This window comes from Paenibacillus sp. AR247 (assembly GCF_002968895.1).
In the GTDB taxonomy this organism is placed as follows: domain Bacteria; phylum Bacillota; class Bacilli; order Paenibacillales; family Paenibacillaceae; genus Paenibacillus_AQ; species Paenibacillus_AQ favisporus.
In genome coordinates, this window is the sequence record NZ_PCZT01000009.1 from 1075952 (window position 1) to 1089757 (window position 13806).

At 53.2% G+C, this 13806-nt stretch carries 12 protein-coding genes and 1 pseudogene; 6 read left to right on the top strand and 7 right to left on the bottom strand.

The genetic code is table 11. The annotated features are described in order from the left end of the window. The coding region (locus CPT76_RS13080) for an extracellular solute-binding protein (RefSeq protein ID WP_105443226.1) at nt 1–1372 on the bottom strand (1372 nt) is incomplete at its 3' end. A 347-nt stretch (nt 1373–1719) separates the two neighbouring features. Between CPT76_RS13080 and CPT76_RS39590 the strand changes: the two are divergent. Together CPT76_RS39590 and CPT76_RS39595 are read left to right on the top strand one after the other, a co-directional pair. Further along, nucleotides 1720–2823 (top strand): annotated as a pseudogene (locus CPT76_RS39590) (cytochrome P450 family protein); the annotation flags it as partial. Nucleotides 2824–2829: 6 nt separating this feature from the next. After that, nucleotides 2830–3510, top strand: a complete 681-nt coding sequence (locus tag CPT76_RS39595) for a styrene monooxygenase/indole monooxygenase family protein (protein ID WP_258168625.1) — start codon at nt 2830–2832, stop codon at nt 3508–3510. A 15-nt stretch (nt 3511–3525) separates the two neighbouring features. Here CPT76_RS39595 and CPT76_RS13090 read toward each other — a convergent pair whose 3' ends face one another. Together CPT76_RS13090 and CPT76_RS13095 are read right to left on the bottom strand one after the other, a co-directional pair. Next, nucleotides 3526–4197: a response regulator gene (locus CPT76_RS13090; RefSeq protein WP_105443228.1), complete on the bottom strand. Its 672-nt coding sequence runs from the start codon at nt 4195–4197 to the stop codon at nt 3526–3528. Next, nucleotides 4181–5368, bottom strand: a complete 1188-nt coding sequence (locus CPT76_RS13095; RefSeq protein WP_181152828.1) for a sensor histidine kinase — start codon at nt 5366–5368, stop codon at nt 4181–4183. Before CPT76_RS13095 ends, CPT76_RS13090 begins: the two co-directional genes overlap by 17 nt. Before the next feature lie 208 nt (nt 5369–5576). Between CPT76_RS13095 and CPT76_RS13100 the strand changes: the two genes are divergently transcribed. Continuing rightward, entirely contained in the window at nt 5577–6092 is a 516-nt protein-coding gene (locus CPT76_RS13100) for a CcdC protein domain-containing protein (RefSeq protein WP_105443230.1), read from the top strand. A 93-nt stretch (nt 6093–6185) separates the two neighbouring features. Here CPT76_RS13100 and CPT76_RS13105 read toward each other — a convergent pair whose 3' ends face one another. Then, nucleotides 6186–6881 (bottom strand): FHA domain-containing protein, encoded by a 696-nt coding sequence (locus CPT76_RS13105; RefSeq protein WP_105443231.1) that lies wholly within the window; start codon nt 6879–6881, stop codon nt 6186–6188. 154 nt (nt 6882–7035) lie between these two features. Between CPT76_RS13105 and pbp4 the strand changes: the two genes are divergently transcribed. Both pbp4 and pdxR read left to right on the top strand, forming a co-directional pair. Continuing rightward, nucleotides 7036–9087, top strand: coding sequence for a penicillin-binding protein PBP4(5) (pbp4, locus tag CPT76_RS13110; protein WP_181152829.1), 2052 nt, complete (start codon nt 7036–7038; stop codon nt 9085–9087). 108 nt (nt 9088–9195) lie between these two features. After that, on the top strand, nt 9196–10623 hold the full coding sequence (pdxR, locus tag CPT76_RS13115) for a MocR-like pyridoxine biosynthesis transcription factor PdxR (protein ID WP_105443233.1): 1428 nt from the start codon (nt 9196–9198) through the stop codon (nt 10621–10623). Between the two features lie 13 nt (nt 10624–10636). Here the strand turns inward: pdxR and CPT76_RS13120 are convergent, their stop codons facing one another. From CPT76_RS13120 to CPT76_RS13130, 3 genes are all read right to left on the bottom strand, one after another. Further along, nucleotides 10637–11230 (bottom strand): thioredoxin family protein, encoded by a 594-nt coding sequence (locus tag CPT76_RS13120; RefSeq protein WP_258168378.1) that lies wholly within the window; start codon nt 11228–11230, stop codon nt 10637–10639. A 117-nt stretch (nt 11231–11347) separates the two neighbouring features. Further along, the gene (locus tag CPT76_RS13125) at nt 11348–12181 is read right to left on the bottom strand and encodes a cytochrome c oxidase assembly protein (RefSeq protein WP_258168379.1); all 834 of its coding nucleotides are present in this window, start codon (nt 12179–12181) and stop codon (nt 11348–11350) included. Next, on the bottom strand, nt 12182–12682 hold the full coding sequence (locus CPT76_RS13130; RefSeq protein WP_105443235.1) for a DUF2243 domain-containing protein: 501 nt from the start codon (nt 12680–12682) through the stop codon (nt 12182–12184). A 172-nt stretch (nt 12683–12854) separates the two neighbouring features. On the opposite strand from CPT76_RS13130, the gene CPT76_RS13135 reads away from it, so the two are divergent. Then, complete coding sequence (locus CPT76_RS13135) at nt 12855–13586, top strand: class I SAM-dependent methyltransferase (protein ID WP_105443236.1); 732 nt, start codon at nt 12855–12857, stop codon at nt 13584–13586. Nucleotides 13587–13806 lie beyond the last annotated feature (220 nt).

The following is a 13806-nucleotide window of genomic DNA, read 5'->3' on the forward strand; positions in this document are numbered from 1 at the left end:
TGTACTTCGCCGCATCGGTGTTTTTCCAAACCTCCACCGCATCGCGCTGCGTCTGGAGCGCAAAGAACTGCTCCGCGTAGCGCTTATCCTGCACGAACGGCCCGTTATAGCTGCTGCGCGCATACAGGGAGATCGCCTGGGCGGGAGCGAGCTTGTCCGGATTTTTCATCAAGAGATCGGTGAATTTCGGATAGCCGTTCTCCATGTTGTAGCTGACGCCTTCCTCACCGAAGTTGAAGAACATATGTCCTTCCTCGCTGTACCCGTAATCCAGCATGCGCACCGCGAGCGCGGGATCTTTGGCTGCGGTTGTGACCGCTACCGTTCCTTCGGACGCGTAGGCCTGGTTCAGCTGCCCGAATTTGGGCTTGTCCCCTTTGTTCAGCACCGGATAAGGTGCCGCAACAAGAATGGCTTTCGGATCGTTTGCCTCAACGAGCGGCTGCCATTTGCCGATGCCTCCTCCTGCGTTGCCGATCGTGGCCCCGGTAGCGCCAGATGCCATGTTGCCGTCGACAGCCTTCGTGTCCGCCGTCGCGATATTTTTGTCGATCAGGCCTTCTTTATACCAGTCATGGAACAGTTTCAAATACTCTTTAAAACCAGGCTCGGCGGGGCCGAATTTGACCTTCCCGTCTTCCTGATAGAACCCGCGGTTCACACCGAAGGCACCAATAAATGCGCCATTGCCGGATTCATTGAAAAAGCGCGGCTTGCTCACTACCGAAAACGGTGCGGCCGCTCCTTTTTTCTCTTTGAAGGCTCTCAGCGTCGCCGTCCATTCATCGATCGTTTCCGGCACCGGCAGACCCAGCTCGTCCAGCCAGTCTTTCCGGATAATTGGCCCCTGGAATACGCGCAGGTATTCGTCGCCCCGGATGAACGGGAACGCGTAATAGCTGCCGCTGTCCGTTTTGACCATTTTGTCGATGTCGGGATGCTCCTGCAGGTACTTTTTCAGGTTTGGAGCATACTTGTCGATCAGATCGTTCAGCTTCAAAATGTAACCGTCCTTGATCGCCTTTTCCGGTCCGCCGGGAAAATCGCCGATAAAGTTGTATTCGATCATATCCGGCAAATCCCCTGAGGCCAGCATGACGTTGAAGGCTTCCTTAACTTGACCGGTCGGCGGTGCGGTGAACTCGAGCGGTACCCCGGTTTTTTCCTGCCATTTCTGAAAGAAAGGAATCTCGTCATGCGTCGCCTTGATTCCGACCAGATTGCCGTTGATCTCGCCCCAGTAGGACAGCTTTTCATCGGTTTTTAATGGGTAGGTCGCCGATTCGGCCGCTCCTCCCGGACTTGCCCCCTTTGCCGCATCTTCGCCGCTCTTGCCGCCGGATGAACAGCCCGCCAGCACACTGCCCAGCATCGCGATGATCAGACCCGCAGCTGCGATTTTTTCATGCCTACAACCTCCATTTGATATGTGGTGAATCTTGCCCTTTCAGACTATCGAAGCAGCGTTCCACCGGATATGAGCAGAAAATACAAAACGATGTTCTTTTTTCTTGCGGCAGATGACGATTTCTCCAATGGAATGAACAAAAACGGTAAACATTACCGAAAAACTACCGTTTTGATGTTGTTATCCGAAATATTTCGGGAAGGGCTGCATAGGTTGATAGAGAGGCTAGAACGCGCTTTTTGGATATCGTTCCCACATTCTTTTATAATGAAAGGGCAATCTATCATTTTTTCGAGAGGAGTCCATTGTCTATGCATGCAAGCGAAACTCCGAAAAATGCGTTGTTTACAAGCGACTTTACCCGCAACCCTTACCCCGTGTACGAGAAACTGCGTCAAAGCGATCCCGTTGTGAAAGTCATGCTTCCGAACGGGCAAACCGGCTGGCTCATCAGCACTTACGAGGATGCGGCAGCCGTGCTGAAAGATCCGAGGTTCATCAAGGACATGACCAAATTCAGCGGGCAGGAGCATCCAAGCGTGTTCTCCAAAAACATGCTGTTCTCCGACCCGCCAGATCACAAACGTCTTCGCGGTCTGGTGCAAAAGGGCTTCACGCCCCATCGGATCGAAAGCATGCGGGATCATATCCAGGAAATTGCAGACAGGCTCCTGGATGCGGTCTCCGGCAAGGATCATCTGAACCTCATTGACGATTACGCCTTTCCGCTGCCGATCATCGTCATCAGTGAAATTTTGGGCGTGCCCACGGAGGATCAGGACAAGTTTCGGGTGTGGTCGAACTCTATTATTGAAGCCTCGAATCAGAAAATGGGCGAGGATGTCACCCGTCACATGAACGAATTTATCGCATATCTAAAAGAATGGTTCGCGAAAGTCCGCGAGCAGCCAGGTGACGACATGATCAGCGAGCTGGTGATCGCGGAAAACCAAGGGGACCGGTTAACGGAGGAAGAGCTGTACGGGGTGGTCACGCTGATGATCATCGCCGGCCATGAGACGACGGTCAATTTGATCGGCAACGGCGTGCTGGCCCTGCTCGAATATCCGGAGCAGCGCATGCTCCTTCAGGACCGGCCGGAACTCATCCAGGGAGCCGTCGAGGAAATGCTCCGGTACAACGGCCCTGTGGAATTCAGCACCTCCCGCTGGGCGTCCGAGGATTTGGAATTCAAGGGCCAGCCATTCCAGCGGGGCGACCTCGTGATCGTCGCGCTCGATGCAGCCAACCGGGATCCGGCCCAGTTTGAGGACCCGGACCTGTTTGACATTACCCGCGGCAAGAGCCCGCATCTGGCATTCGGGAAAGGGATACACCTCTGCCTTGGCGCCCCGCTCGCCCGCTTGGAGGGAGAGATTGCGGTCAACACGCTGCTGCGGCGTTTTCCCGACTTCTCCGGTATACGTCCGGTTGAGCCCGAAGGCATTTCCATTACGGTGATGCCCGGCACCGGTGAAATGTTCGAGATTCCTGCCGTTACATCAAACGGACGGGCCACCATACTGTTTATTGAAGCGGTTCCGGGCGGAGCACTGGATGCTTTTGTCGGTGTGAAGGGACCGGATGCTTTTGCCGAGCGGATGCTTGGCATTGTGGAGGAACACCTCCCTGAGATTGCCGGGCGGATCGATTCGGCCAAATTCGCGCTGATTGACGACAACGCATATCTGCTGACCGCCGTCACCCCCACGGTACGCCGTCCGTATTTCATGCATAATGGCACGCTCATCCTTGGATGCGGAGACAGCGTATTCCTTGCCGACCCGATCACCGGGCAGGGCTGCAATACGGCTTCGTACGCTGCCGAGCAGCTGTACGAGACGCTGCTGGCCCATGCGGATGCCGATTGGGACGAGTCTATCGGCAGCGAATATTGGAACCGGACGCAGCCTTATATCAAGGCCGTGACCGAATGGACCAACGCCATGACCCAGCCGCTGCCGGGACATATTGCCGAGCTTCTGATGCAAGCGGCAGCAGACCAGAATACGGCGGACCGCATAGCCCATTGGTTTGAAGATCCGACGCAAGCGTACCGCAGCTTCTTTGAACAACACAACAGCCAGCCTTTTCCCCGCTAGGGGAAGGCTGGCTGTTTATTTTACCATACCGCTGCGAAGCGCAATGACCACGACCTGCGTCCGGTCTTGGCAGCCAAATTTTTGCAGGATCCGGTGAACATGTGATTTGACCGTGCCTTCGGAAATGACCAATTTGCGGGCAATCTCATCATTCCGTAGGCCATACGCCATCTCCTGTAATATCTCACGCTCCCGTTCAGTGAGTGGCTCCGCCAGATTCTTGCCCGCTTCTTCGGGCTGCGAGTGCTGCTCGGGGGATGCAACGCGCAGCAAGGCGCTCGCGGCCAACGCCGTTTTGTACACCGCTTCTCCCCGGTGCGCAGACCGGACGGCCCCCAGCATGTCTTCCACTTCCGCATCCTTCAGCAAGTAGCCGACCGCCCCTGCACGAATTCCCTGGTAGATGTACTCTTGGTCATCAAACGTCGTCAGGATGACGATCTTCATCTCTGGCAGCCGTCTCATAATTTCCCTAGTCGCTTCAATTCCCGACATGACGGGCATCTGAACATCCATTAAAATGACGTCCGGACCAAGCCGAGTGGCCATTTCAACGGCTTCACCCCCGTCCGACGCCTCACCAACCAGCGTCATATCGGACTGCAGCCCGATCAAATAACCGAATCCCTGGCGGATCATCGTCTGGTCATCGGCCAGCAAAACCTTAATGTTATCGCTCAGCGACATCCTTATCCCTCCTTTCGGCCTCAGGCCGTGGCCGGTCTTCAGCCGGCAGAGCCGCAGCGATTTCAAATCCGCCGCTTTCCGGAATGCGGTACTGCAGACTACCGCCTTTCTCCTCCAGCCTCTCCCTCATGACTTTCAGACCGAAGCCTTCGTTGATGCCTTGTTCCCCATTCAGCGTACCGTTGTCTCGAATGATCATAGTGATTTTATGGTGTCCCCCTGAAAGGTTCACTTCCACCTGCGTCGCATTCGAATGACGAATGACGTTCGTGACAGATTCCTGCAGCACGCGGAACAACGTTTCATACGTCTCCGTAGTCAGATCTTCATCATTGATATCCGCTTGAAAGTTATAACTAATGGGTGCTGTTGCTTCCATCCGAATAAGCAATGATTTCAATGCCGTCATGCCGGAAAAAGAACGATCTCCTGCCAAAGCGTGGACGGACTCTCGGATATTTTGCAGCCCTTGGCGGGCCACGGACAGCATCTCTTCCAGTGTATCCCCAGCATGCACCGGATCCTGCTTGATCATATAACGCAGCGCCTGCATCTGCACGATAAGCGACGTCAGACTGTGGCCGACCGCATCATGGATGTCGCGGGCGATCCGGGCCCTCTCCTCCAGCACAGCGTACTGCATTGCCGTTGCAGAGGCGTCCTGAAGTTGTTCATAAGCTTCTTGAAGCTCCTTCAAGTGGCGCTCATTCAATTCGTGGATGCGCCTTCTTTCCATGCGACTGCGAATAAAGAAGTATAGGACAAGTCCAAGCAGTACAAAGGAGAGAAAGTCAAACACATCCTTTTCACCAAAACGGATGTACAATCCGGCTGATACGACCATTGCGATAATCAAGGGGACATAAGCTTTGGAAGCCGTCAACCGCATCGCCCAAGCGAACAGCAGAATCACCAGAAAATACAGCATCTTGATTTCATGAAACCATAAGATCCCGATCAGACACTCCGCGGAGATCAGAGAAGCGGCAAAAATCGCCCGTGTTACCGTCCACGATGATCTCCTGATCAGAAGAATACTCGTAAAGGTGATCCAAATCATCAGATGCAGCGTTATTTTCTCCGGAGGATCGCTAAACAACTGCTGCCGGTCAAGCAGAAAGAGAAGGACAGCCGCAATGGACAGGAATCTGCCATAAAAGTTGCTTTTCACCGACCGTCTTCCTCCTTTATCGCCTGCGTAATTTCTAACATTGTAGCTCGGTCCGCGGACAAAATCCAACATTTAAGCCGGATGGTAGCAAATCTCTATCTGCAGATATAGGCGAGCGATCGTGAAGATCCATCCTCGGGTAGTCGAATCATCGGGCGAAAACGGGATATGATGATGACAGGCTAAATGATGAAGGAGGCAATCGAAGATGAGTGTTGAAATGCTCATTTGGATCATAATAGGTTTTTTCGTGCTGTACCGCATATATTTACGTCTCCGCCGGACATTCGGCTGGCAGGAGCTGAGACTTCGCCGGGTCCGGACGATGACCATTATCCTGAGTTTGGTCGGACTGATCTTTTTTGCCGAGGGAGCAATGCATCCCGTCAGTCTTGTTTCCGATGTCGCCGGGATTGTGCTTGGTACCGCCCTGGCATGGTACAGCTCTACGGTAACCGCGTTTGAGCATCGCAACGGCAAGGTGCTGTACCGCTCCAGCGCCTGGATCGCCGGTATCGTAACCCTGCTGTTCTTTGGCCGGCTGATCTACAGAATTATCGATATGATCCAATCGGGTTATTTTCAGCAAGGAGCACAGATGTCCGACCGGCTGGCCGGGATGGGCAGCAGTTGGTCCGCGGGATTGATGCTGATCATGTTCGCCTATTACGTAACTTACAATGTGATCCTGCTGAACAAGCAGAAGGTTTTGCAGCGATCCTAGCTGCATGAATGACCCCCGTAAATAAGCTGGAAACGCAGAAGAACCCCCCGAAAAATCGGGCGGGTTCTTCCCGCTTCTCTATTTACTCTCGTTTCATCTACTAACTGCAGAATCCGCATCTTGATGCTCCCGTTTCATATATACGCCTTTTTTGTACACCGACTTGATGACGAAATATCCTTGCAGTTTCTTGTTCGTCCGGTAAATCAGCGAATTGACCTCGTCAATGCCAACCAGCTCAGTATCATCGATGCAGCGCTCCGGCCATACATATCTCATTATTTCGTCCCGGGTCACAAAATGGTCCAGCCGGCTGTGCATCAGCTTAAACAGCTGGTATTCCTTCTTAGATAGCGGGACCGTCTCCTCATCAATCTGAACGCTCTGCATATCGTCATTCAAGCGCACATCGTCTTCAGGCCACCCCGAAAAAACATACTCCCTCGTTTCCTCCAAATCCATGACCGTCTCCAGCTCCAAAGCAACCAGTCCGTTCACCAGAGTTAGGCGGTCACCCGGAGACACCGCAGCGGGTTCATGGGGGTTCAAGCGCTGGCCGTTCAGCTCGGTCCCGTTCTTGCTGCCTAAATCCTCGACTTGAAGCCCCTCTTCGGTCCACGCGATCCGGCAGTGCTGTTTAGATACCAGCAGGTTGTATATCTCAAGCATCCCTTGTTCCGAGCCGGTATGTCTACCAACCGTCACGGTTTCTCCTTCTTCCAAGTAAATAAACGATCCATGGCCTTTCTGGCCGGCGGTATCAATCATGATTTTGATTTTGTCCGGCATATCTACCTCTCACTTTCCTTTGTCTCTTTCTCCCGTCAATGATAAATTCGTCAGATTTGTTCCATTGTTTGCCTACCCGGCTGATTTTATAGTTAGCCTATACCCGTTTCCATGTTTACTTGTGAATTATATTTCAAAAGCGAGGTTTATAGCAATGAAGATGAAGCGAAAACAATTTTTTACATATGTGCTTTTAGCTTTTCTGGTTGCCAGCGGGATGGCGATATACGTGTTTATCCAGGGGCGGGATGAACCCGGTCCCGAACAGACGCTGCAGTCTTACTTCAACAGTCTGAAAGAAATGAAATTTGACAGGCTCTACGACCTCATGACGCCTGAATCCCTTGAGCAATCGGGAATGAGCCGCGAGCAGTTCGTCGAGAAATACCAATCGATCTTCAGCGGAATGGGCGTTACCGGCGTTAAAGTGACGCAGGGGCCTGCCTTCCAGTCCGAAGAGGATCATCATTATTCCATGGACTATACCGCCACCTGGCATACCCAGATCGGTGATGTTGATGGGGATTACCATATGAAGTTAGTTCAGGTTGAACAAGACCACGATAAGGTCTGGGCCATCGAGTGGCATCCTTCTCTGATTCTACCAGAGATGTCCGCCGGCGACAAAGTAAAGGTCCGGGTATTGACGCCTCAGCGTGGTGAAATCACGGACCGGGACGGGAACCCGCTGGCCACCCGCGGCACCGCATACGAATGGGGGATTACCCCTTCCGAGCTCGGAGACCATCCGGATCAGACGATCGCAAGCATCGCCGCCTACTTCAAACTTCCGGTGGAATATATCCAAAAAAAGCTGGCGCAGAAATGGGTCAAACCGGATTATTTTGTTCCAATGGCCAATGTTCCCGATGCCGATCTGTCCCAGAAACTGCCGGGAGTCTCGGTCAGACCGAAAGAAGTGAGGTACTATCCGCTGGGCCAAGCCGCCGCCCACCTCACCGGTTATGTCCGTCAGGTGACGCAGGAAGATTTGCAGAACGATAAAGACGGCTATTATGCAGCCGGGGACTGGATTGGCAAGGCCGGAATGGAACAATCGCTGGAAAAGCAGCTGCGGGGACGGAAAGGGGGATTGATCGAAATAACCGATTCGAAGGGGAACCGTAAAAGCATCGTTGCCGAGAAGCCGGCGGTGAACGGCGAGAACTTCCGCCTTACGGTCGCTTCCGCACTTCAGCAGAACCTGTACAATACGCTGTCCGGCGATACCGGCGCGGCAGTGATGATGAACCCGAAGCATGGAGATCTGCTGGCCCTGGTCAGCACCCCTTCGTATGACCCGAACCAAATGGTCACCGGCCTCTCACAGCAGGAATGGGATGCCTATTCCAAGGATCCGGAGCTTCCTTTCTTTAACCGGTTCGCGGCCCGGTATGCGCCGGGTTCGGTGTTTAAAGCGGTGACGGCCGCTGCCGGCCTGACCGAAGGCATAACCAAAGCGGATAAAACCCGCCGCATTGACGGTCTGCATTGGAAAAAAGACGCGGGCTGGGGCGGGTACTATGTCACGCGGGTGAAGGACCTCAGCTCCGTGAATATGGTGGATGCCCTCGTGTATTCGGACAACATTTATTTTGCACAAGAGGCGCTGGAAATGGGCAGCGGCAAATTTATCGAGGGCATATCCAAATTCGGCTTCGGCGAGAATTGGGGGCTGGACATGATCAACCTGAAGCCAAGCCAGTATGCCAACGCCTCCCACCGGGACCTGGCTTCGGAAGTCCTGCTCGCGGATACGTCCTATGGACAAGGAGAAATGCTGTTGTCCCCGATCCATGTGGCGGTCGCATTCACACCCTTCGCCCAGCAAGGCAAACTTGTCCCCCCTATCCTCTTTCTACGGCAGGAAGATCAAGAATCTCCTCAAGCGATCCAAATCATCACTCCACAGGTTGCCGGAACGGTAAAAGATGCACTGACGCAGGTCGTCAGCCGAAGCGGCGGCACCGCTCACGCGCTGTCTTCTGCCGAGCTGAAGCTGGCGGCAAAAACCGGTACAGCCGAGCTGAAAGCCAAAAAAGGCGAAAAGGGCGAGGAGAATGGATTCGTCGTCGCCTTCGACGCGGAGCAATCTTCTTTCCTGATATCCGCACTGATCGAAAATGTACATGCACGCGGCGGCAGCCACTACGTCGTGAACAAGCTGAAGCCTTTTCTAAATACACTGAATCTACAAACAAAATAACGGTCAAGAAATCCGTCAACTTGCGTAGCGGCCATCGCTGCAGATCGAGTCCCTCTTGTGATACGATGAGGACAAGAATCAGCGAATCCTACGCAAAGGCGGTATCCCATGTTTGACCTTCTGCTACCCGAGCATTCCGGCTCTCCGTTATATCTTCAACTCTATCATTTGATCCGCGAACAAATCCGCTTAGGGAAAGTTGCGGCTGGGACCCGGCTGCCATCCGTACGGGCGCTTCAGCAGCAGCTTCATATCAGCAAGACGCCTGTCGAAACCGCATATCACATGCTGGTGGTCGAAGGCTATGCTATCAACAAACCGAAGTCAGGCTTTTACGTGGTGGACGACCCTGAATTTATACAAAATGCCCTTGCATCTCCGGCTTCGCGCATGCAGTCTAACCATACCGTACCCGACTTTCACGAGCCTTTACCCGAAGAAGGCATGAACTGGATCGATTTTAACCCTACCCATTTGGATGGAGATTCGTTTCCATTGCGGACATGGAACAAAATGCTAAAAGAAGCCATACAGCCATTGGCCGCACAGCTGGGTCGATATGGGGATTCCCGAGGCGAACCGGGACTGCGGGCTGCCATCTCGGAGTATCTGGCTCATTCCAGAGGCGTCCTCTGTTCACCGGAGCAAGTCATCATTGGCAGCGGCATGTCGTACAGCATCGGAATTCTGGTTAAACTTCTGGACGGGGTACGGCGGGTGGCCTTTGAAGAGCCTGGCTTCGATCTCGTAAGGAACCTATTGAACGGATACGGCTGGGAGGCGGTTCCGGTCCCGGTTAGCGGCCAAGGGCTGCTTGTGGATGAGCTGGCAAAAATTCCTTTTCAGGCCGTATATGTCACACCTTCGCATCAGTTCCCGACAGGAAGCATCATGCCGTATTCGCAGCGGGTACGTCTGCTCGCATGGGCCGAAACGGCGGGCGCTTATATTGTCGAGGATGACTATGACGGAGAATTCCGGTATCAGGGAAAACCGATCCCCTCCCTTCAAGGGCTCGATAACAAAGGCAGGGTTATCTATATCGGTACCTTCTCGAAGACATTGTCGCCTGCGCTCCGCATCAATTATATGGTCGTTCCTCCCACACTCTTGCTCAACTTATCCAACCTCCACCCTGATCTGCTGCATGCACCTTCGCGCCTGGAACAGTGGGCGCTGGAGCGGTTCATGCGGGAGGGGCACTGGTACAGACATTTGCGGAAGACACGCAACTTGTACCGCAGGAAGCATCATCATTTGATAGACCTGATACGCATTCACTTGGGTGAGCAAGTCCATATTACCGGTCAGCATGCGGGGCTTCACCTTCAGCTGAGCGTCCGCCGCCATGGTACTGCTCAAGAGCTGATTCAGCGGGCTGAACAGCAGCGGGTCAGGGTGTATGATTTCCGCAGTATGTGGGCTGACCCGCCCGATGCCCCCCTTCCTGTCGTTTATTTGGGCTTTGCCGGCCTTCCGCTTCCGGTTATGGAAGAAGGTATCCTTCGTTTAAAAAAGGCTTGGTTCGGCACCTAATCTCTTACTATCACTACGGTGTTTGAACAAAACGACGAAACAGCACGTCCAGCTCTTGCAAAATGACATCCTGGTACCGGTCGCCTTCAAGGTAAAGAGCTCCGATGTCCCGGTAAACTTGGTTCAGCTGTTCTTGATAGGAAGGGGACTGCCGGTCCGGCCGGCTGGCTTTAAAGTCGTCCATCACTTGCTGAATGTAGGCTGGGCGCGCCCCCCACCTGCCGAGCACGGTGCCATCCCGGTCAACAAAAATCGCCACAGGCTGGGCTCTTCCGCCGTCAGTCAGAAACAAATCCATCGTATCCCGATGTTCTTCCATGATCAGCGCTTCAACCGGGATGCTGGACTGCTCCATGATCCGAAACAGCACGGGGACGTTCCACATGACATCCGGACACCAGTCCGTGCACAAGATCAGGCAGCGAATGCCTAAACGCTCGCCTGAAGATGCAAACAAACCCCGCCTGGCCGAATCGAGCGTACGGAATCCATGATATTTGTCATAAAACCTTTCAACGGTATTCGGTATCCCGCTGTTAACCATTTCTCTGACCTGCATACGTTCCATAAATTGCTGCGGAGTAATCCCTTGTCCGACTTTATTCATTAGATTGACCGCTTCTGTCATCGCCACTTCCAACCTTTCTTAGTCGTATATCTACCAACATAAAACAAAACTGACCCTATAGAAATGGTCAGTTTCCTTTTATTAAAAAAGTCAATTTTACGAAATGGCCGGGGACGAAGCGGTCTTGTGCCTTTTGCCAGGCCGTGCCGACTTGTACCACTGCAGACAAAACAGAAAGATGAGGATCAGGTCGACGGCATCTCCCCCGTAATACATGAGCTGTGCTCCCGATTCAGCCTGAGCTATGGGGACGCCTCCCGGCGGATATGCATATAGAACCTTAGCCAAGATTCCATGTCCGGCAAGAGATAACACGAGGATGCCTGCACGAAATCCGTATCCTGTCCGGTGAGGACTGGGATCCATGCAGAGCAGCGCCGCGGCGTATATGTACCCTGCGACAATCATATGTGCATGCACCAAAACATGAAGAACCGCATGGTGCTGCATCGCCGAATACAATCCGGAATAATACAGCACCCACAGTCCTCCGACGTTCAAAAGTGATGCCGTAACTGGATGGCTCAGCAGACGCACTGGCCGGGTTTTCAGACAGGCTGACATCCTGCGCGCCGACGAAATCGTTAAGCTGCGCAGCAATAAGGTTATGGGAGCAGAGCATGCGAGCAATAAAGGGGAGAGCATGCCAAGCAGCAGATGCCCCAGCATATGATAGAAAAAATCGTCATGTGCCCTTGCCGCCAGCGGTCCCGTTAACGCTGCTGCCGCAGCAGTGACACCAAGGATCCAGCAGATCGTGCGCATGGCGGGCCATCTGTTAAACCGGCGTTTCGAAGCATTCGCCGCCACGGTGTAGAGGCCGATAAGCACGAGAAATAAGAGGATAAAGAGCGCATCATGGAGAGTTCCAGTCCCGGCATCATGGTGACCTCCGGCAGCATGACCTGCGTGATGTCCTGTCATATTCATTTAACCGTCCCTTTCCGTTTTCCGTTTCGCTAATCTGCCCGTTTGAACGATCAGCATGATGCCGATGATCAGAATGACGGCAGCGCTGACATTCCAAACGACGTCGTATACGAAGACGTTGTCAACGTACCGGATCTGATGAATCCGCATCCACTTGTGCTGGATCGTCCCGTCATACAGCTGAAATCCGCCGACGCCGAGGAGCATGCCTCCCCACCAGCGTTTCGGCCACATGGCGTTTCTCCGCCGGAGATCCGATACCATAAACATGCCGGCGACCGTCGCGAACCAATTGAGCGCATGAAACAGGCCGTCCGACACAAGCCCCACGGCCGATGAGGATTTGTCATAAAAATGATGCCAATGCAGCAGCTGATGAAACACGACCTCATCCACAAAAGCGATAAATCCGATGCCGGCCAGAAATCCCGACCAGAGGTTACGGCTGGAATACGTAATCCGTGCTGAAAGATTGAAAGACTCCGTTGCGTTGGATCTCATGGTTTTTCCACCTTTTGTAAGACATGTTATTTCTCAATATACCCAGTCGATGCCAGGTTATAACATGTTCTGAATCCAGCATCATCTTGACCCGGAAGACACACCCAATTTATAGTTAGATCAGATGGAAACAAGAGGAAAGGTGAATAGCTAATAAAGGAGTGCATCGGTTATGAAGCAAAACAAGTATGACGATTCCGCTTTTTTCGCGGCGTATAAAGAGATGCCCCGGTCCATCGGTGGGCTTGGGGCTGCAGGGGAATGGCATGAATTTAAAGCATTGCTTCCGGATCTGCAGGGCAAATCGGTTCTCGACCTCGGCTGCGGCTTTGGCTGGCACTGCCGGTATGCGCGGGAACAGCATGCAGCTGAGGTGGTTGGCGTAGACATTTCGGCTAAAATGCTGGAATCCGCACGTGAACAAACGGATGATCCGGCAATCACCTATCTGCAGGCACCGATCGAAGATATCGACTTTCCCGACGGCCATTTCGACGTCGTCCTCAGCTCGCTCGCTTTCCATTACGTGCAGTCGTTTGATGTCGTATGCCAAAAAGTACACAGCTGCTTACAGCAGGGTGGTACCTTCGTCTTCTCGGTGGAGCATCCTATTTTTACGTCCCGGCCCGAACAGGAATGGATTCTGGACGACCAGGGCAGCCCGCTGTACTGGCCGGTGGATCACTATCAGGATGAAGGTGTTCGCAACACAGCGTTTTTAACGGATCATGTCATTAAATATCACCGTACCCTTTCTACTTACATCAACGATTTAATTCGCACCGGGTTTGCCATCACGGCGGTTCGCGAGCCGCTTCCCGACCCGAAATTGATGCATCACCCTGGTATGAAGGACGAAACCCGCCGGCCGATGTTCCTCATTCTGTCTGCTGAGAAAAAATAAAACCAACAAGGACAGGCTTCCCGCCTGTCCTTGTTGGTTCGATGCCGGTGCTCACTACAAGGCACCTAGCGTTACATTGCCGCCCCTTGAACTCAACGCCTCCTGCACCGGAAGCTCATGGATCGTCCGCAAGTAGCTGATCGCTTGTTGGCCGAATGCATGACGACCGAATAGGTTTCGGCTTTGTCTTCCTGCAGGTACCGCACGCCATTCAAGAATG

Excerpts from the sequence above, each read along its gene's own strand:
- CPT76_RS13090 (WP_105443228.1), bottom strand. The coding sequence starts at position 4,197 with ATGTCGCTGAGCGATAACATTAAGGTTTTGCTGGCCGATGACCAGACG.
- CPT76_RS13100 (WP_105443230.1), top strand. The coding sequence starts at position 5,577 with ATGAGTGTTGAAATGCTCATTTGGATCATAATAGGTTTTTTCGTGCTG.
- CPT76_RS13105 (WP_105443231.1), bottom strand. The coding sequence starts at position 6,881 with ATGCCGGACAAAATCAAAATCATGATTGATACCGCCGGCCAGAAAGGC.
- pbp4 (WP_181152829.1), top strand. The coding sequence starts at position 7,036 with ATGAAGATGAAGCGAAAACAATTTTTTACATATGTGCTTTTAGCTTTT.
- pdxR (WP_105443233.1), top strand. The coding sequence starts at position 9,196 with ATGTTTGACCTTCTGCTACCCGAGCATTCCGGCTCTCCGTTATATCTT.
- CPT76_RS13120 (WP_258168378.1), bottom strand. The coding sequence starts at position 11,230 with ATGAATAAAGTCGGACAAGGGATTACTCCGCAGCAATTTATGGAACGT.
- CPT76_RS13125 (WP_258168379.1), bottom strand. The coding sequence starts at position 12,181 with ATGAATATGACAGGACATCACGCAGGTCATGCTGCCGGAGGTCACCAT.
- CPT76_RS13130 (WP_105443235.1), bottom strand. The coding sequence starts at position 12,682 with ATGAGATCCAACGCAACGGAGTCTTTCAATCTTTCAGCACGGATTACG.
- CPT76_RS13135 (WP_105443236.1), top strand. The coding sequence starts at position 12,855 with ATGAAGCAAAACAAGTATGACGATTCCGCTTTTTTCGCGGCGTATAAA.